Origin of the sequence: Tenacibaculum sp. ZH5_bin.1 (genome assembly GCF_042865525.1) — a bacterium.
GTDB lineage: Bacteria > Bacteroidota > Bacteroidia > Flavobacteriales > Flavobacteriaceae > Polaribacter > Polaribacter mesophilus.
The window spans coordinates 188,262-209,162 of sequence record NZ_JBEGIO010000006.1 but is presented as its reverse complement, the minus strand read 5'-3'; the positions used below and the strand labels follow the sequence as shown (position 1 = coordinate 209,162).

The window sequence follows — 20,901 nt, the reverse complement described above, 5'->3', positions numbered from 1 at the left end:
TTCATTGTATAATCTTTAATATTATTAATGTTAAGTTCCAAAAGAATTTTATAATAGCTTAATCTCTTAAACTACTACCGGTAATTCTACTCTTTAATTACGCTGTCAATTTCAATATTTTCAATGAACTTGTGGCGAGTCACCAATGACAAGTTGTTACTTATCTTACGACTCATCCTCTTGTAGAAACACTAGACTCGAACTAGCAACTTATCGTCTTCCAAAATTTCTGTGATCATGTCGCTTTGTGAAAGCGGATGCAAAACTACAAACTCTTTTTAATCTGACAAAACTTTTTTTAAAGTTTTTTTCGTTTGATTTGCTACACTATTTTAATGAACTGTTTCCCTAAAATTCGGACTGCAAAGATACTCACTTTATTTCCTAATAAACAAGAATTTGTTAAACTATTTTTTAACGTTTTCTTTAAATATCTTACATCCCTATTTTAATGAACTTTTGCTAACTTTAAAACTTAGCGCTTCTCCGTTGGCGGGTGCAAATATAGACACCTTTTCCCACTTAACAAGCACTTTTTAAACCTTTTTTTTAAATATTTTTTAATACGTTATTATATAATTAGTTACACTCACGCCCTTTGTTTTTTCATGACCGAAAAGTAAAATATAGTTCCTTGCCCCTCTTCGTTATTCAACCATATACGCCCTCCTCTCCTCTTCAAGATCTTCTTAACCAAAGCCAACCCCAGCCCTATAGATTGAAAAGAAGATGTTTCTTCTAACTTTTGAAAAAGATTAAAAATTTTTTTATGATTTTTTTCTTCTATCCCCGGACCATTGTCTTTTACATAAAAAACATATTCTTTATCTTCTTCTTTGCTTCCTATTTCTATACATATATATTCTTTATCGTTGTGCTTAATCGCGTTCTCTATTAAGTTTTCAAACACTTGGATTATCTCAGTTTCATTATACTCTATTATTGGTAGTTTATTCTTTATTTTTATAATACAATTAGGAACGGGATTCAATTCTATTATTTGCTCTACAATATTATTTACTTTTATTTCTTTCTTTACCTCCATTTCATTTCCTTTTAAGGAATAATCAAGGATACCATTAATTAATAAATCTATCTGCTCTACTTGGTCTTTCATCATTCGAAGCATATTGATGTGTTCATTTTTTCCTGAATCATTTACATTACTCTCCAACATCCATTCTGACAAAGCATGTAAATTCCCTAAAGGGGTTTTTAAGTCATGTGATACTACATAGGCAAACTCTTCTAAATCTTCATTCTTTTCTGACAATTCTTTTGCTCTAATTTCTAAGTCTTTTGTTCTTTCTTTTACTCTATTTTCTAATGACAAATTTATTTCTTGTAATTGTTTTCGATATCTTACATGACCATTTAAAATAATTGTTGAAAAAATAAAAATAGTAGAAGTGGATATTAATATAGCAGATTCTAATACAATATTTATATTTGATGTGAAACCCCAATAAGTTAAATGCAATAACTGGAAAACACTAAAAATCATTATAAAACCTCTATTGTTTAAAATTAGTATAGCTCCAAACATCACAATAAAAGTTCCTAACAAATAATCTATTGAAAAATCATTTACCTTTGTTGTATATATAAGGTAATGTTGAAATAAAAATAGCACTAAAAAAACTACATAGCCATAGTATTTTTCAGCCCACTCCTTTTTCACAAGAGGTATTATTCCTGCTATAAAAAAAACAACAGCGAAGGTTTCTCTTAAACCAGGGAGTTCTATTGCTTTTTTATTAAAATAAAAAATTAAAACAGAATAAACATACAACCCAGGAGCCATTAAGAGTAAGACTGCACTACTATTTTTTATTTCAAATAGTTCAAGCTTACCTTTATTTTTAAAAAAATCAAAAAACATATCTAAAAAACAAACGCTAAAAAAACTAAAAGTAATTATTTCATTTTAAAAAACATTAGCTCTCTAAAATTATTGTGCTTATAAAATTAATATTATAATCTTTAATTATTATATATTGCTTACAAAATGCTTTTACAATATCTTTGCGATTCAAAATTTCCACTTGTAAGGAAATTATACATAACACATATATATATAATGATTAAAATTACATTACCTGACGGGAGCGTCAAGGAATTTGAAAAGAACAGCACTCCAATGGATGTTGCTAAAAGTATTAGTGAAGGTTTAGCTAGAAATGTTATTTCTGCAAGTTTTGAAGGAGACACCATTGAAACCACCACCCCACTTACCACAGACGGCTCGTTAGTTTTATATACCTTTAATGACGCAGCAGGAAAGAAAGCTTTTTGGCATTCCTCTGCTCACGTATTAGCACAAGCTATTCAAGATTTTTATCCAAATGCAAAATTAACTATTGGACCTGCTATTGAGAATGGTTTTTATTATGATGTTGATTTTGGAGAAGATACTATTTCTGAAAAAGACTTTGATAAAATAGAAAAGAAATTTTTAGAGCGTGCTCGGGAAAAAGCTGAGTTTAAAATGCGCTCTATTTCTAAAGCTGATGCTTTAGCCTACTATAAAGCACAAAACAACCAATATAAGGTAGAACTTATTGAAGGTTTAGAAGATGGTGATATTACTTTTTGTGATCACAGTGATTTTACTGACTTATGCCGTGGAGGACATATTCCGAACACAGGAATTATTAAAGCAGTAAAAATTATGAATGTTGCTGGTGCTTATTGGCGCGGTGACGAAAAGAACAACCAGTTAACTCGTGTCTATGGAATTTCTTTCCCTAAACAAAAAGAGTTAAAACAATATTTAGAACTACTTGAAGAAGCTAAAAAGCGTGACCATAGAAAACTTGGTAAAGAGCTAGAACTTTTTACTTTTTCTCAAAAAGTAGGACAAGGTTTACCGTTATGGTTACCTAAAGGCGCTGCTTTACGTGGTCGTTTAGAAGATTTCTTAAAAGCTGCTCAAAAGAAAGCAGGGTACGAAATGGTTATGACTCCTCACATTGGTCAGAAAGAACTATATGTTACCTCTGGGCACTATGCTAAATATGGTGAAGATAGTTTTCAACCTATTACTACTCCAAAAGAAGACGAGGAGTTTTTGCTAAAACCTATGAACTGTCCACATCACTGTGAGGTGTACAATCACAAACCTTATTCATATAAAGATTTACCTAAACGTTTTGCTGAATTTGGTACTGTATATAGATATGAACAGAGTGGTGAGTTACATGGTTTAACTCGTGTTCGTGGTTTTACTCAAGATGATGCACACATATTCTGTACACCTGAACAATTAGATGAAGAGTTTAAAAATGTAATTGATTTGGTACTATACGTATTCGGATCTTTAGGTTTTGAAGATTTTACTGCTCAGGTATCTATTAGAGACATGGAGAACCTTGATAAATATATTGGTTCAGTTGAAAACTGGGAAAAAGCTGAGCAAGCAATTATCAATGCAGCGAAAGATAAAGGTTTAGATTATGTTGTTGAAGAAGGTGAAGCTGCTTTTTATGGTCCCAAGTTAGACTTTATGGTAAAAGATGCTTTAGGTAGAAGTTGGCAATTAGGTACTATTCAAGTCGATTACAACCTACCTGAACGTTTTGATTTACATTACAAAGGTGCTGACAATCAATTACACCGCCCAGTAATGATTCACCGTGCACCATTTGGTTCTATGGAGCGTTTTATTGCTGTTTTATTGGAGCACACAGGTGGTAATTTCCCTCTTTGGCTAACCCCAGAGCAAGTTATTGTACTGCCAATCAGCGAGAAATATCAAAAATATACCGAAAAAGTTTTAACTTTGTTAGAAAATTCCGAAATTCGCGCCCTCGTTGATAACCGTAACGAGAAGACAGGAAGAAAGATACGTGATGCCGAAGTTAGTAAAATACCTTTTATGGTTATTGTTGGTGAACAAGAAGAAAAAGATGGCACAGTATCTGTAAGAAAACATGGTGAAGGTGATTTAGGAACATTTACTATAGAGGAGTTTATTTCTCTAATACAGAAAGAAGTTAGTAAGACATTAGTTCCTTTTGGTAGTTAAAAAAATAGATAGTAATTTAAAATTTATAAGTCATAGCAATTAGAAGAAAAGGCGGTAGAAGACCCGCGAGAGTAATTAAAGAAGATCAACATAGAATTAATGAAAAAATTAGACATGTTGATGAAGTTCGTCTTGTAGGCGATAACGTGGAAGTAGGTGTATATCCATTAGCTAAAGCTAAAGAGATTGCACGAGAGTTAGAATTAGATTTAGTTGAAATTTCACCTAAAGCTGTTCCTCCTGTTTGTAAAGTTATTGATTACAAAAAGTTCTTATATGAGCAAAAGAAACGTGAAAAAGCTTTAAAAGCTAAAGCAACTAAAGTTACCGTTAAGGAAATTCGTTTCGGACCTCAAACTGACGAACATGATTACGAATTCAAAAAGAAGCATGCGATTAAGTTCTTACAAGATGGAGCTAAATTAAAAGCTTTTGTATTCTTCAAAGGGCGTTCGATTGTATTTAAAGAACAAGGACAAATTTTACTATTAAAATTAGCTCAAGAATTAGAAGAATACGGTAAGGTAGAACAAATGCCGAAACTAGAAGGAAAACGTATGATTATGTTTATTGCTCCTAAAAAAGGTAAATAATACATACAATAATATAAGCAAGATAAAACTAAAAACAAAGATGCCTAAAATTAAAACAAAATCTAGTGCTAAAAAACGTTTCAAGTTAACTGGTACTGGAAAAATCAAAAGAAAGCACGCGTTTAAAAGCCACATTTTAACAAAAAAGTCTAAAAAACGTAAGCTTGCATTAACACATGCTACATTAGTACATAAATCTGATGAAGCAAACATTAAGCAACAATTAGTTTTAAAATAATTGTTAGCTCAGGGAATTTAATTATTAACCATGGAGTTGGGCTCATTAAAGAACTTTTAAGTAAGTCGCCTACTACAAAAACACATTTGAATTATGCCAAGATCAGTAAATTCAGTAGCTTCAAGAAATAGAAGAAAAAAAATCTTGAAGCAAGCAAAAGGTTACTTTGGACGTCGTAAAAACGTTTATACAGTAGCAAAGAATGCGGTTGAAAAAGGAATGCTTTATGCATACCGTGACCGTAAAAACAATAAGAGAAACTTCCGTTCTTTATGGATTCAACGTATCAACGCTGGAGCTCGTCAGTTCGGAATGTCTTACTCACAGTTTATGGGTAAAGTTAAAGCTAATAATATCGAATTAAACCGTAAGGTTTTAGCTGATTTAGCTATGAACAATCCAGAAGCTTTTAAGGCCATTGTAGAAAAAGTAAAATAAGTTTCATAACCTTGCTTATACTAAAAACCCAAACCTTAACGTTTGGGTTTTTTTAAACCATATGTATTCATCAATTGAACTAAAATATCAGTATCATGAAATTTTTAAAAATAGTATTCATCTTTATTTTATCTCAAAGTATTATAGCTCAAACCAGTTCTCCTGACCAACCTAATACGGTTGAAAACCAGTTTAAAGAACTTTATAAGAAATCAAACAACTACCAAATTTATAAGGTCGTAAAAAAAAATGAATACTTAAGACTACAAAATAGTATTTTAGACAGTATAAAGGTTATTAAAACAGATGCTGCTGCTAAACAGGTAAAAATAGATGAACAACAAAAAAGTATTGTTGAATTACAAACTAAGATAGATACACTAAACAAAGATTTAGTTACTTCTATTGATAAGGAAGATGCTATTTCTTTTGTTGGAATTCCTTTAAACAAATCCACCTACAACTCTATAGTATGGGGTATTATTTTTGTTTTACTTGCTGCCTTAGCTTTCTTCATATACAGGTTTAATAACAGTAATGTAGTTACTAAAGAAACAAAAAGTTTATTAACTGAAACTGAAGAGGAATTTGAACAATACAAAAAAAAGACCATTGAAAAAGAACAAAAATTACGTAGACAATTACAAGACGAAATTAACAAACAACGTGGTGTGAATTAACATAAAAATATTTTTATTATAAAATAAAACAATCCTTTGGTAAATTATCCAGTAACCAAAGGATTTCTTTTTTATATTTATTTTCCTTCATTCTTAATATATTTTTGTTTTATGGAACATCATTTAGAATTAACATCCCAATAGTTTACTTCATGAAAAAGAATTTCACGCTACTGTTTATATTTACTTTCCTAAAGATATTTGGTCAAACTCATTACGAGATCATAGGTTTTTCAGAAAGATATAAAGGACTCTTGGTTATTGAAAAAGGTTATGAAAATGAAATTTTCAAAAAAGGAAGTATTGCTGTTTACGAATCTAAAACAAATACAAAAATTATAGAAATACACTCTGATGAATTAACTTTTGAGTTAGAAACCTCTGGAGTTGTTAAAACAAGTATGTTAAACATTCCATATGGAAAACAAAGTATTTTAATTTATAAAGACTTTAATTTCGATGGTGTTAAAGACTTAGCTATCATGGATGGACAGTTTAGCTGCTATCATGGACCGTCTTTTAAAATTTATCTAGAAATTAACAACAAACTAACATTTAGCCCTGAGTTTACTCGATTAGCACAAGAATATTGTGGTATGTTTCAAACGGATGACAAAACAAAAACCATTCATACCATTACTAAAAGTGGTTGTTGCTGGCATCAATATTCAACTTTTAAAGTAGTAAACAATATACCTACTCCTATTTTAATTGTAGAAGAAAATGCTGCTTTTACTCCTTTTTATTCGACTACTATAACAGAATGGAACGGAAATAAAAAAAATACCAAAACCACTAAAACACTAGATTTAAAATATGATGGGCTTTCTAAAATATTATCATTTAATCTTATTAAAAACAAGAAACGGGCTGTTCTATTTAGCATGAATGGATTAGCTCTTAATTACGCTTTGATTAAACCTGATGGAACTGTAGAATTCTCATTCCCTATTGAATTGATGGGAGGAGATTACAATTTCAGACTCAATAAAACAAAAGACACCTTAGCTTTTAAAAACAAGGGTGTTACTTATCAAATTTACCAAACAATCAAAGAAGGTAAGATTAACAGCATTGGTATACTTGTTAATATAAAAGGTAAAAAATATAATTTAAAAGGGGATTTAAACTCTATAGAGGGGAGTTTACAGGCTCTAAAAAACATAAAATTAAATAATCTTATTGTCGAATAATCTTTTAATAAATTATAAATCCCGAGTGATAAACAAACTCGGGACTTATTTATTAATAACTATTATTACCTTTTAAAACTTGGCTCTCTTTTAACATAAAAACACATTTAAGTTATAAACGTAAAAAACACCTATGACAAACCAGAAATTAGCCCTTTGTTATCTATTGTCATATTTTCTGATGCTGGAGTTGCGGGTAACCCAGGCATACGCATCATTTTTCCTAAAATTGGAATTATAAATTGTGCTCCTGCTGCTATTTCTATTTCTCTAACATTTACTGTAAACCCCTTTGGTCTTCCAATTAACTTATCATTATCTGAAAATGACTTTTGAGTTTTTGCCATACAAACAGCAAAGTCATTAAAACCTAAACGATCAATTCTTCGCAAGTTTAACTCAGCTTTTTTATCATAGGTTACAGCATCTGCTCCATAAATTTCTTTGGCAATCTTTTCTATTTTTTCTTTTACAGGACTTTTCCAATCGTACAACGGTTTGTATTGGGTAGCTTTGTTTTCAACTACATCAACAACAGCCTCAGCTAATTTTTTAGTTCCTTCACCTCCTTTTGCCCATCCTTCTGAAACAACTGCTTGTACACCTAAACTAGCACAAGCATCAATCACATAATTAACTTCTTCCTCAGTGTCTGAAATAAAAGAATTGATAGCTACTACAGGTTCTATATTAAATTTTCTAATATTCTCTATATGCTTTTCTAGGTTTTTAAATCCGTTTTGTACACGCTCTAATCTTGGGCTATTGTATTCTTCTTTTGATGATCCTCCATGGTGGCGCAATGCTCTAATAGTAGCAACTAGAACCACACATTTAGGATTTAACCCTGCATATTGTGATTTTATATTTAGAAACTTTTCTGCTCCTAAATCAGCTCCAAAACCAGCTTCTGTTACTACATAATTTGATAACGACAACCCCATTTTAGTTGCAATAATTGTATTAGTACCTTGTGCTATATTTGCAAAAGGTCCACCATGAATAATTGCCGGATTTTCTTCTAAGGTTTGTACTAAATTTGGTTTTACTGCATCTTTTAATAAAATAGCCATTGCATCTTGTGCTTTTAAATCACGTGCAAAAACTGGCTTTTTATCAAAAGTGAACCCAATAAAAATACTCCCTAAGCGTTCTTTTAAATCATCAAAAGAAGTTGCCATACAAAGAATAGCCATTACTTCTGATGCTGGTGTAATGTTGAATCCATCTTCGCGTGGTATTCCATTTGCCGTTCCTCCTAAACCAATTGTAATTTGACGTAACGAACGATCGTTCATATCAATCACGCGTTTCCATAAAATCGTACGAGGATCGATATTTAAATTATCAGTGCTGTTCTGTAAATTGTTATCTATTAAAGCTGACAGTAAATTATTTGCTTTCTCTATAGCGTTGAAATCTCCAGTAAAATGTAAGTTTATATCCTCCATTGGTACAACTTGCGAATGTCCACCTCCAGCTGCCCCTCCTTTAATTCCAAAAACAGGTCCTAATGATGGTTCTCTCAATACTACAGTTGCCTGTTTTTCTATTTTATTTAATCCTTCTGTTAAACTTATAGAAACAGTTGTTTTTCCTTCACCTGCTGGCGTAGGTGTTAGTGCTGTTACCAACACTAAGTTATTTTCTTTTACTTTCTCTTCGTTTATTAAACTTAAAGGTAATTTAGCTTTGTATTTCCCATACATTTCTAAATCATCTTCTTTAATTTTTAATTTACTTGCTATATGTTTAATATGTTGTAATTCTTTTGCTTGAGCAATTTCGATATCTGTTAAATGCGCCATGGCGAATTATTTAAAATTTTTAAGTTATTTATTTTGCTAAAAAATAGGTAAATATACGTAATATAATCCCCCTAAAAACTGACATTTGTTAGCAAATATTCCCTATTTATTATCTAATCACATAAATATGATAAAAGAATTGGCTTTTCTTTTAACGAAACGCTATATTTGCACGTTTTTAAAATAAAGTCGATTTAAATTATTTACAATGCAAAACAAAGGATTAATTAAATTATTTGCTATACTTTTTGGTCTAGTGAGTATTTATCAGTTATCGTTTACATTCTTTGCCAATAAGGTAGAAGATAGTGCGAAACAATATGCTAAAGCTAATGTTAGTGATAACAACGGTAGAGCTCTAGCAAGATATGAACGAAAATACTTAGATAGCGTAGCTAACAAAGAGATAGTAAATTTAGGATTTGCAAAGTACTCTTACAATGATATCAGAAACAAGGAGATGAACCTTGGTCTTGATTTAAAAGGGGGTATTAACGCAATTTTACAGGTATCAGTAAAAGATATCTTAATCGGATTGTCTGACGATTCTCAAAACACAACTTTTAAGCAAGCATTAACGAATGCTGATGAAGCTCAAAAAGATAGCCAAGAGAATTACTTAGATTTATTCTACAACGAGTTCGAAAAATTAAGTAATGGTAGTATTAAATTAAGTGACCCTAGCATTTTTGGAACAAAGGCTTTACGTGATAAAATAGACTTCAACAAAACAAACGAGCAGGTTAAATCGACTTTACAAGAAGAAATAAACACTTCTATCAACACTGCTTTTGAAGTATTACGTAGCCGTATTGATAAATTTGGAGTTGTACAACCGAACATTCAACGTATTGGAAACTCTGGTAGAATTCAAGTAGAATTACCAGGTGCTAAAGATATTGATCGTGTAGAAAAACTATTACAAAGTACTGCTGAATTACAGTTTTGGGAAGTACACACGAATGCAGATGTTCAAAACTTTTTCTTTACAGCAAACGCTAAAGTTGCTGAAATGTTAAAAGATGATTCTGCAACTGAACAAGTGAAAGATACTGCTAAGGCAGACAATGATATTGATGATTTATTGGGTGAATCTGCTGATTCTACAAAAGTTGAAACTCAAAAGAACTTATTTACTTACTTATACCCTAATGTAGCTAAGAGTCCACAACAAGTAAGCTCGTTAGTTGCACAAGCTAGAGTTCAAGATACTGCGAAAGTAAATAGTTTCTTACAGAACAAGGAGGTAAGAGCTTTATTACCTAACAACTTAAAATATACAAAGTTTTTATGGGATTACAAAACTCAAGCTGGAGCTGATGGAACAGAGATTATTGGTTTGTATGCAATAAAATCTAACCGAAAAGATAAAGCTCCTATTGGTGGTGATGTAATTGCAGATGCTAAACAAGAATACGATCAATTGAGTAAACCTGTAGTATCCATGTTAATGAATGGTTCCGGTACTAAGCAATGGGCAAAAATGACTAGCGAAAATATTGGTAAGTTCGTTGCTGTGGTATTAGACAACTACGTATATACTGCTCCTGTTGTAAATGCAGCTATTACTGGTGGTAGTACTCAAATTTCAGGAGGAACCATGACAGTAACTGAGGCACAAGATATTGCAACAGTTTTAAAAGCTGGTAAACTACCTGCTCCTGCTCGTATTATTCAAGCTGAAGTAGTTGGACCATCATTAGGTAAAGAGTCTATTGATGCAAGTATGTGGTCATTCGGGTTAGCGATTATTTTAGTGTTGGTTTGGATGTTCTTATACTACGGTAGAGCTGGTATTTATGCTAACATTGCTTTAGTAGTTAACATCTTATTTATTTTTGGAATTTTAGCTTCATTTAATTCAGTATTAACCTTACCTGGTATTGCTGGTATTATCTTAACCATAGGTATGTCAGTAGATGCAAACGTAATTATTTTTGAAAGAATTAAAGAAGCCTTAAGCGGTGGAAAAAACTTAGGTGAATCAGTAGATGAAGGATTTAGTATTAAAGGAGCGTTATCTGCAATTATTGATGCTAACATTACTACTTTATTAACTGGTATTATTTTATACACTTTCGGTACAGGACCAATTAAAGGTTTTGCTTTAACACTGATGATAGGTATTGCTACTTCTTTATTTACAGCTGTATTCATTACTCGTTTATTTATTGACGGTGCTGTTGAAAAAGGAACTAAGTTACCTTTTAATACTGGTTTCTCTAAAAACTGGTTTAAAAATATTAATATTGAATTCTTACAAAAGCGTAAGATAGCTTATATAATTTCAGGATTCTTTATCGTAGTAGGCTTAGCTTCTATTTTTACTGTAGGTTTAAAGCAAGGGGTAGACTTTAAAGGAGGACGTTCTTATGTGGTACGTTTTGACGAAGCCATGAAAGGTAATGAGGTATCAGAGCAGTTGAAAGAAGTATTTGGTACAGCTCCAGAAGTAAAAACTTTTGGTTCTGATCACCAATTAAAAATTACTACTGCCTTCAAAATTGATGAAGAAGGTACTAATGTAGATGAACAAGTTCAAAACGCTTTATATCAAGGATTAAAACCATACTTAGGAGACACTTCTTACGATAACTTTAAACCTGGTTTTGAAAAAGCAGGAAACGGAATTATGAGCTACATTAAGGTAGAACCTACTATTGCAGATGATATTAAGCAATCAGCTTTATGGGCAGTTTTAGGATCGTTAATCGTAGTTTTCTTATACATCTTATTACGTTTTAGAAAAATGGCATACTCTATTGGTGCGGTAGTAGCTGTTTTTCATGATGTGTTAGTAGTATTAGGTGTATTCTCTTTACTATACAAATTCATGCCATTTGATATGGAAATTGGTCAATCATTCATCGCAGCAATTTTAACAGTAGTAGGATACTCATTAAATGATACTGTGGTAATTTTTGATAGAATTAGAGAGTTTACAGAAGGCAAAAACTCTGTTACTGCTAGTTTAGTAAACAAAGCATTAAACAGTACATTAGGAAGGACTATCAACACCTCTTTAACAACATTACTTGTAATGTTAGCTATCTTCTTCTTTGGAGGGGACAGTATTAAAGGATTTATGTTCGCATTAATCGTAGGTGTGGTAGTAGGTACTTATTCTTCTTTATTTGTTGCAACGCCAATTATGTTTGACGTTTCTAAAAAAGAAGAAAACAAGTAACTTAAATAAAAACATACATAAAACCGTTTTGAATAAACTTCAAAACGGTTTTTTCATTTAATATCAAGCAACTATCTTTGCAGTCTGATGAAAATTACAAAACTCCACGATTTATATTTTAAAGAATTCATTTCAGCTGATGAAATTTCTAATATTGTTAGTTCTTTAGCTGAGCAAGTAAGAAAAGATTTACCTTCTGATGAAGTTCCTATTTTCATAGGAATTTTAAACGGGTGCTTTGTTTTTACTGCCGATTTTTTACGTGAATATAAAGGAAACTGTGAAATTAGTTTTGTTAAATTGTCTTCTTACCAAGGCACTTCTTCAACAGAAAATGTAAAGAGCTTAATTGGTCTTAATGAAGATTTATCTGGTCGTACCGTTATTATTTTAGAAGATATTATTGATACTGGTACAACCCTTCAAGAGATTTATGAAATCTTTAAAACAAAAAAATTAAAAGAACTAAAAATAGTAACACTTTTTTACAAGCCTGATGTCTATCGTAAAGAGCTACATATAAATTATATTGGAAAAAGTATTGAAGATAAATTTATTGTAGGTTACGGATTAGATTACAAAGGTTATGGTAGAAACTTGCCTGCTATTTATCAATTAACAACACCACCAAAAATGAAAAACATCGTATTATTCGGTCCTCCAGGTGCAGGAAAAGGTACTCAAGCAGAAGTTTTAAAAGAAAAATACAATTTAGTACACATTTCAACAGGAGATGTATTCCGATTTAATATTAAAAATAAGACTGAATTAGGATTATTAGCAAAAACATATATTGATGCTGGAGATTTAGTTCCTGATGAAGTTACCATTAATATGTTGAAAGAAGAGGTTAACAAAAATGCAGATTCTGCAGGATTTATTTTTGATGGATTTCCTCGTACAGAATCTCAAGCAAAAGCTTTAGATACTTTTTTAGCTGAAAAAGGTGAACGTATTAACGGAATGGTTGCTTTAGAAGTGCCAGAAGACTTATTAGTTGAACGTATCTTAGAAAGAGGAAAAACTAGTGGTCGTTCTGATGATATGGATGAAAGTAAAATCCGTAATCGTTTTAATGAATACAATACTAAAACAGCTGTTTTAAAAGACTATTACCAAACACAAAACAACTACTACGGAGTAAACGGAGTTGGCTCTATTGAAGAAATTACACAACGTTTATCAGACGTATTTGATACACTATAACAAACACTTGTTTAATTGTTAAAGTAATAACAATTATCGCTTTTTAACAATTCAACAAATAAACAACGAACAATGACTGAAGGAAATTTTGTCGACTATATTAAAATCTACGCATCATCAGGTAAAGGTGGTCGTGGATCTGCACACTTACATCGCGAAAAATACATTGCGAAAGGTGGACCTGATGGTGGTGACGGTGGTCGAGGTGGTCACATTATATTACGTGGCGATAAAAATATGTGGACACTTTTCCATTTAAAATTTAAACGTCATTTTAGAGCTGAACACGGTGGTGATGGTAGTAGCAGTAGAAGTACTGGACATGATGGTGCTGATGTTATCATTCCTGTTCCATTAGGAACTATTATCCGTGATGCTGATACTGACGAAATTTTACATGAAGTTATTGAAGACGAACAAGAAATCATCTTATTAGAAGGTGGTAAAGGTGGTCGTGGTAACTGGCATTTTAAGTCATCAACCAATCAAACTCCTCGTTATGCACAGCCAGGTATTGACGGACAAGAAGGTTGGTATCGTATTGAATTAAAAATTTTAGCTGATGTTGGTTTAGTTGGTTTCCCTAATGCAGGAAAATCAACTTTATTATCTGTTATTACCGCCGCCAAACCTAAAATTGCTGATTATGCATTTACAACCCTAAAACCTAATTTAGGTATTGTGGAATATCGTAATCATCAAAGTTTTGTAATGGCAGATATTCCTGGGATTATTGAAGGAGCTGCTGAAGGAAAAGGTTTAGGGCATCACTTTTTACGTCATATAGAACGTAACTCTACCCTACTCTTTTTAATTCCTGCTGATAGCGAGGATATAAAAAAGGAGTATGAAATTTTATTGAATGAGCTTCGCAAACACAATCCTGAATTATTGGATAAAGACCGTTTATTAGCTATATCAAAATCAGATATGCTAGACGACGAATTGAAAGAAGAAATTAAACAAGAATTACCAGAAGGCATTGAAGCGTTATTTATTTCATCTGTAGCTCAACAAGGCTTAATGGAGCTCAAGGATAAATTGTGGCAAATGTTGAATTAAGGAATTGAGTTAATAAGAAAGTAACAAAAGCGCCCTATGGGGCGCTTTTGTTTTAATCCATATTCCATACCTTTTCAAAAATTTCTTTAAAAGCTACTTTAGGATCTTCTTTAGAGCTTTTTTCAATATACAAATTCATTAGCTCTACTCTATCTACAGCACTTGGATGTGTAAATATTTCTGGCCCTAATAAAGATTGAACTACTTCTAAATTCTGTTTTAATTCTTCTCCTAAAGTTTTCTCTTTGGTTAGCATTAAATGTATCGCAATTAAATCTGCTAAATACTCTGCTTTTTTATAATCATTTGTTTCAATCCCAGAAGGTATTTGTAAACCAAATTTAAACTTTTTTGCTTGATTAAGTGTTACGATGTGACCTATCTCGTGAGATAGTACATAAACTTTTATATAATCTTTATCATAATCTACTAATCCTTGACTTACTTCAATATAATTATCTGCTGCTCCAGCATTAATAGAGTTGTCGTTCTTATCTATCCTAAATTCATTAGGTATTTTTATATCAATATATGAACTAAACAGAGGTTTTATTTTTTCTTGATATAATTTATTTAGCTGTTCTTCTTTAGTTAATTCTAGAACTATGTCTTCATTTTTTATAGCACTTGTTTTACAAGTTACTAATAAAATAGCTATTAATAATATGGTTACTTTATTCATTATAAATTTGCATAAAAAAACACCCTTAAAATAAATTCTAAGAGTGCTTAACTAGGGGAATTAATCAATTAATCAAAATAAGTGTACGTAATGTCAGTGTTAATGAATCCAAATACTACATATGACGCTGTTACAGGATAGTTATCTGTGTTATATGTGTACGTTACAGGTGTATCACTTGAAAAACTACCTTGTGTTGGGTTGTTTACGTTTACTGCATCTAACCCTATTCCTATATTTATCTTTGAAAAAGCTGATGGGTAAACACCTTTAAAAGGATTATTTTTATCATCATAAGTGTTTTCCAATGTTTCAGTTCCAATAGTTTGAGACTTTACATTTCCTTCTTTGTTGTATACATAACTTGTATTAGTTATTTTATCATTTTCTTTGTTTACCCTTACCTTCTTTTCTAATCTATTATCAGAATCATAAGTGTAGGTATAAGTATAAACCTCTTTACCATCTTTTTTTTCAATAGCGCTTGCAATTAAACCTGCATCATTGTAAGTGTAAATTGTACTTTTCGTATCAGTTTTAACTTCTATTACTTGGTTTTTATCATCATATACCAATGTGTACGTTGTAGTTGCTCCACCTTCTTCAATTTCATATGACTTAATAAAGTTAGATACATCATCATATGTATAAGTAGTTAAACTCTCGCTATAATCGTCTTTAAAAAGGAAAGTCTTTATTTTAGAACCACTACCTACTTCTCCACGAATATTAATAGTAACATTGTATACTTTCTCATCACCATTTTCTGCAGTAACAGTAAAAGGCATTGCTTCACCGTCAACAAAATTTACCGCTTCTCCTGAGGCTGGTGAAATAGTAGCTTTATCTGATATGGTAATATTAGGAACTAAACCTGTAATATCTGTTTTAAAAGGAACACTTATTGTAATGTTATTTCCTAAATCGTATATAACATCATCTTCACTTAAGCCTTCAAAGTTTATTTTAAAACTTGTAATACTGTTTAAAGATGATTGTACTACTTTATCGTTATCATCACTAGAGCAGCTTACTATTACAAGTGCAATAATTAAAGACAAAAAAGGGAAAACTTTTTTCATAATGTAAATATTTAAATAATTAGTAATTAAGTATCAATTTATTTTTATCCGTTTGATACTTGCCGGATATTTTTATCTTAAAAATTTGGGTTATTTATCTTAGCATCGTTTGGAAACTGAACGACATACCTACTGTCATTTTTATTTAGGCTATAATTTTTTCCTTCGTACCACTTTGTTATTTCAGGTTGTGTAGTTCTTTTTAAGTCATTCCAACGTTGCCCCTCAATTGCAAATTCACGTGCACGCTCGTCTAATATTTCTTCATATAACTGTTGCTTTGTTAATGAATTAATATAAGTGGTATAAGTTATAACTTTAGCTGGTGTATACCTGTTCTTTACTAATACTAACAGTTGCTCTTTTGCAAATGTTAATTCGTTTAATTGTGTATATGCTTCTGCTAAGGTTAAGTATAGTTCAGCTACTCTGAAGGTTGATTTATACTTAAGGTCTGCTGTTTTAGCAGCTCTGTAAACTGTTCCGTCTTTCTTAAAGTAAATATTAAATCTTAAATCGTTTATTCTATCATATTTATTTAAAAATTGATCAGAAACCGCAGCATTACTTGCTATGTCAAAAGACGACACTTGATCTAATGCTAAAATAGATTCTACAGAACTAAATTCTGAAGGCATTATTGAACTATCTGAATTTAAGTCTTGTATTGTATTTTTTATAGCTAAGGCTTCTTTACTTACGTCAATAGCTTTTTGCCACTCTTTTTTATACAAATACACTCTAGCTTTTAAGCTTTTTAAGGCAATTTTTGAAAATCTATAGTTAAAACCAGAAGCTTGCTGTTCTATATTTAAACGTGCTTCGGCATTAGAAAGATCACTTAGTATTTGCGTATATACTTCTTCTACTGATTGAATGTCATACTTTTGGTCTAAGTTATATTTAGTAACTATAGGAACTCCATTGTCATTACTTGCTGTTGTTGTATCGTATGCCTTTGCATACAAATTAATTAACTGAAAATATTGTAGTGCTCGTAAAGCGTAAGCTTCCCCAACTAATTGGGTAATTGCTGTTGCATCTCCAGTAATTTCTGTTTCTTTTTCTATAACATGGTTTGCATGAAAAATTATTTTATAGAAACTAGCATACGAAAAAGGTGTTGTTAATGGTGATGCACTCGCATCATTCCATAAATAAATATCTTCATACTGCTCTGAACCTACAGAGCTTTTGCTTAACTGTAGTTCATCTGCTCTATAAGTAGTTAATATATGGTTGTTTTTTTCTGTTGCATAAGCTGTTGTTAAAAAGCTTCGGTAATCTTCAACCGATTTTGGTATTACTTGTCCTACCGGTTCTATATCTAAGTAATCATCACAAGAAACGATGCTTACTATGCTAATTAATAATATGTATATATGTTTTTTCATTACTGTATTTTTTAAAAAGAAAGATTAAATCCAAAAGAAATAATTTTTGGTATTGGTTGAGAATATGGACTACCAAAGGTTTCTGGATCAAAATATCCGTCATAATCTGTTCCGAAAACAAATAAATTTCTTCCTTCTAGGTTAAAGCTTAATCTTGAAACATTCATACTTTCTAAATATCTGCTTGGTACATTGTATCCAAACTTTATACTATTAATTCTTATGTACGAAATTTTATCTACCCAAATATCTAAATCTCTGTATGTATTACCTGTATCGTAAGTATGATACCAACTATACACTAAATCTGTTTCAAAACCTGGTGTTGTACTTCCTATAAAAGCTGGGTAACTTCCTGTCCCTGCTTTTAAGACTTCTTTATTATAGTTATATGTTGGGCTTATTTGCGTTGGGTGATACGAAGGTGTTCGTTTTATAGTTTGGTTTATGTTAAAATTGGTTGCAACACTTAAACTAAAATCTTTGTATTGAAATTTATTTATGAAACCTCCACTAAATTCAGGATCTCCGTTACCTACATACGTATATAGATTTCTATGCTCTTCTTCTGTTAACTGGCTTCCATCAACCCCTTCTGATAGATTATAAAAATCTACTGCGGTTACTTTTTTTCCATCTTTCCAAAAAAGAGGCAAACCATTACTATCTAAACCTGCTGTTTTTATTGCAAAAACTGCATTTACTCCGTATCCTAATAAAGAAGGTTTTAATTCATTATCTCTAATTTGAATCTTTTCTACTTTATTTTTATTATGTGATATGTTAAAACTTGTACTCCATTTAAAATCATCTTTTATAATATTTCTAGAGTTTATTGCTAATTCAATACCTTTATTACTTAATGTTGCCCAATTGGTATTAATAAAATTAAAGCCAGATTCTAGTGGTATAGATTGTAATCCTATTAAATCTGAACTTTTACGATAATAATAATCTGCTGAAACGTATAATCTATTATTAAATAAGCCTAAGTCAAACCCTACATTTGATGAGATTGTTTTTTCCCAACGTAAATCTTTGTTAGGAGCAGATATTACATTAATTCCTTGTTCAGAATTCCCTGGTAAAATAGTTTCATCTTTATAATTCCCTACTACAAAAGGAGATGTTGATTTGTCTATATTTCCTTGTACCCCGTATGAACCTCTTATTTTAAACTCATTAACAGCATCTATATCAAAAAAGCTTTCTCTAGCTACATTCCAAGAACCCGCAACAGACCATAATGGTAAGTACCTAAACTCTGGATTTACTCCAAATAAGTTTGATCCATCATATCGTAAACTTCCAAATACTGTATACTTTCTATCATAAGTGTAAGAAGCTGTTCCGAAGAAAGAAGCGTAAGCATTTTCATTAATTGTTTTCTTATATGGGTTAAACAATTCATTTCCTAAAGCTCTTTCGTCTGTTATAGGTATAGTTCTTAAAGTATTTGTATTAAAACCAAATCCTTTTGTATGAATTTCAGTTCGTTTATCCTCTCTAAACTCGGTACCTAACATTACATCAACTTCATGAATATTATTTATAGAAGTGTTATAATTTAATGTTGTTTTCCAATTATATTGAAAAGCATCACTATTCCAGTTTTGATTAATACCTCCTTCTGGCATAAAAAAGGCATCGTTACCGTCTTCATCTTGGTATCTAGAGCCAAATCTATATTTTCTAGTGTAGTAACTGTTTTTATCTCCAAATTTTTCAGTTTGATCAAAGTCAAACTGCATACCTAATTGAGTATATAATGTTAAAGCATTATCAAACTTATATGTAAGATCAATTATTGGTTTAATAGAATAAGATGTTAACTCTTGATTTGTATTTTGTCTTTCTTCTAATGGATTGTATTTTAAATTTAAATCTGATCTTTCAATCAAGTCTGGGTCATAATTATAACCTCCATCTGCGTTGTATGGAGTGAAATAAGGGTTTACTCTTCTTGAGTAATTTGCTGGGTTAGTGTATGCATCTGCACCAGTAATATATGATGTGCTTTTATTTCTACTTGCAAAAACAGACACTCCTACATTTAATTTATCATTTACATCATAGTCATTTTTAAACGTAAGATTATACCTGTTTAAACCAGTACCTTTTGTTGTTCCTTCTTCATCAAAATATCCTAAAGAGAAGTAATATCTTGATTTTTCACTTCCACCTGAAAGTGTTAATCCGTATTGTTGATTTATTGCTGCTTGATACAACTCATTCCCCCAATTAGTATCTTTGTTTCTTAAGCTATTAATTGCATTCTGAGCTAACGGATTTATACTTGAAAAACCATTATTTTGAAAATTATTATATTCTCCATAGGCCTGTAAAATACGAGAAACTTCTCCTCTTTCACTTTGATAAGTTAAGTCTGATCTACGAGCTAAACCTAATTCAAAATCTACTTTCTCAGAAGCATTCATCAAGTTTAACCTATCAAAATCAGGACGTAAAGTTAAGAATGTGCTCGCATTAAAGTTTATCCTCATATTCCCCTCTTTACCTTTTTTAGTCGTAATTACAATTACTCCGTTTGCAGCTCTTGCTCCATAAATAGAGGTTGCAGAGGCGTCTTTTAAAACTGTTATTTCTTCAATATCTTCAGGATTGATTCCTGCAATTGGAAAAGATTTTAAGTTATCAATATTATCTTTATCTCTAAAATCTTTAGGAATATCATTTCCTTGTAAAGGAATTCCATCTAAAACCCACAAAGGATCAGAAGAACCGTTTAAAGTTGAAGTACCTCTAATTTGAATTTTAGCGGGTGCACCAGGAGCGCCACTTGTTGGTTGAACAAGTACTCCTGAAATTTCTCCAGAAAGCATCTGATCAATATTAGCTGTTCCTGCTCTTTTAACATCATCTGTTTTAATTTTTGCAAACGACGACGTAATTTTACGTTTCTCTATTTTTTGATAACCTGTTACGATAACTTCCCCTAAAAGCTCTTCCTTTTCTTTTAGTGTTATTATCATATCTGTACTTCTATTTTCTACATTTATTTTCTCTGTTTCAAAACCTATATATGATATTATAATATATTTTGTTTCCTTTGGTGCTTTAAAAGAGAAATTTCCGTCGAAATCAGTAGTTGTTCCAATCATTGAAGCTTGAATAACTCCTTCTATATTCGTTTTGTTACCAATTACTTTGGTTGAAGCGTAGATACTAACCCCCGGTAAAGTTTCATTTCTAGCTTCGTCTATTACCGTTCCACTAATCGTTTTTGTGTTTTGTGCAAAAACCGAAAATGGTATAAGAAGCAGTAAGTAAATTATTTTTTTGTTCATCAT

General features: G+C 31.2%; 15 protein-coding genes. 9 read left to right on the top strand and 6 right to left on the bottom strand.

Annotation, left to right across the window (positions count from 1 at the left end; translation table 11 throughout):
* Positions 1-589 precede the first annotated feature (589 nt).
* Positions 590-1,882, bottom strand: a complete 1,293-nt coding sequence (locus ABHQ57_RS14655; RefSeq protein WP_389864082.1) for an ATP-binding protein — start codon at positions 1,880-1,882, stop codon at positions 590-592.
* A gap of 198 nt (positions 1,883-2,080) precedes the next feature.
* On the opposite strand from ABHQ57_RS14655, the gene thrS reads away from it, so the two are divergent.
* From thrS to ABHQ57_RS14625, 6 genes are all read left to right on the top strand, one after another.
* Positions 2,081-4,027 (top strand): threonine--tRNA ligase, encoded by a 1,947-nt coding sequence (gene thrS, locus ABHQ57_RS14650; RefSeq protein WP_159615660.1) that lies wholly within the window; start codon positions 2,081-2,083, stop codon positions 4,025-4,027.
* A gap of 74 nt (positions 4,028-4,101) precedes the next feature.
* Positions 4,102-4,620, top strand: coding sequence for a translation initiation factor IF-3 (gene infC, locus ABHQ57_RS14645; RefSeq protein WP_073184421.1), 519 nt, complete (start codon positions 4,102-4,104; stop codon positions 4,618-4,620).
* A gap of 40 nt (positions 4,621-4,660) precedes the next feature.
* Positions 4,661-4,858, top strand: coding sequence for a 50S ribosomal protein L35 (gene rpmI / locus ABHQ57_RS14640; RefSeq protein WP_047790515.1), 198 nt, complete (start codon positions 4,661-4,663; stop codon positions 4,856-4,858).
* A 93-nt stretch (positions 4,859-4,951) separates the two neighbouring features.
* Positions 4,952-5,296, top strand: a complete 345-nt coding sequence (gene rplT / locus ABHQ57_RS14635; protein ID WP_028891166.1) for a 50S ribosomal protein L20 — start codon at positions 4,952-4,954, stop codon at positions 5,294-5,296.
* A gap of 95 nt (positions 5,297-5,391) precedes the next feature.
* Entirely contained in the window at positions 5,392-5,976 is a 585-nt protein-coding gene (locus ABHQ57_RS14630; RefSeq protein WP_047790516.1) for a hypothetical protein, read from the top strand.
* 152 nt (positions 5,977-6,128) lie between these two features.
* Entirely contained in the window at positions 6,129-7,169 is a 1,041-nt protein-coding gene (locus ABHQ57_RS14625; RefSeq protein ID WP_167712335.1) for an XAC2610-related protein, read from the top strand.
* A gap of 131 nt (positions 7,170-7,300) precedes the next feature.
* Here the strand turns inward: ABHQ57_RS14625 and ABHQ57_RS14620 are convergent, their stop codons facing one another.
* Positions 7,301-8,977 (bottom strand): formate--tetrahydrofolate ligase, encoded by a 1,677-nt coding sequence (locus tag ABHQ57_RS14620; RefSeq protein ID WP_167712336.1) that lies wholly within the window; start codon positions 8,975-8,977, stop codon positions 7,301-7,303.
* Positions 8,978-9,185: 208 nt separating this feature from the next.
* Here ABHQ57_RS14620 and secDF point away from each other — a divergent pair, with 208 nt between their 5' ends.
* From secDF to obgE, 3 genes are all read left to right on the top strand, one after another.
* On the top strand, positions 9,186-12,164 hold the full coding sequence (secDF, locus tag ABHQ57_RS14615; RefSeq protein WP_389864078.1) for a protein translocase subunit SecDF: 2,979 nt from the start codon (positions 9,186-9,188) through the stop codon (positions 12,162-12,164).
* Positions 12,165-12,251: 87 nt separating this feature from the next.
* Complete coding sequence (locus tag ABHQ57_RS14610) at positions 12,252-13,370, top strand: adenylate kinase (RefSeq protein WP_082118684.1); 1,119 nt, start codon at positions 12,252-12,254, stop codon at positions 13,368-13,370.
* 72 nt (positions 13,371-13,442) lie between these two features.
* Positions 13,443-14,432 (top strand): GTPase ObgE, encoded by a 990-nt coding sequence (gene obgE / locus ABHQ57_RS14605; RefSeq protein WP_073184416.1) that lies wholly within the window; start codon positions 13,443-13,445, stop codon positions 14,430-14,432.
* Between the two features lie 52 nt (positions 14,433-14,484).
* Here the strand turns inward: obgE and ABHQ57_RS14600 are convergent, their stop codons facing one another.
* From ABHQ57_RS14600 to ABHQ57_RS14585, 4 genes are all read right to left on the bottom strand, one after another.
* Positions 14,485-15,114 (bottom strand): hypothetical protein, encoded by a 630-nt coding sequence (locus tag ABHQ57_RS14600; protein ID WP_167712338.1) that lies wholly within the window; start codon positions 15,112-15,114, stop codon positions 14,485-14,487.
* Between the two features lie 68 nt (positions 15,115-15,182).
* Positions 15,183-16,196, bottom strand: a complete 1,014-nt coding sequence (locus tag ABHQ57_RS14595) for a hypothetical protein (protein WP_073184412.1) — start codon at positions 16,194-16,196, stop codon at positions 15,183-15,185.
* A 77-nt stretch (positions 16,197-16,273) separates the two neighbouring features.
* Complete coding sequence (locus tag ABHQ57_RS14590; RefSeq protein ID WP_167712339.1) at positions 16,274-17,590, bottom strand: RagB/SusD family nutrient uptake outer membrane protein; 1,317 nt, start codon at positions 17,588-17,590, stop codon at positions 16,274-16,276.
* An 11-nt stretch (positions 17,591-17,601) separates the two neighbouring features.
* Positions 17,602-20,901: a SusC/RagA family TonB-linked outer membrane protein gene (locus tag ABHQ57_RS14585; protein ID WP_317166131.1), complete on the bottom strand. Its 3,300-nt coding sequence runs from the start codon at positions 20,899-20,901 to the stop codon at positions 17,602-17,604.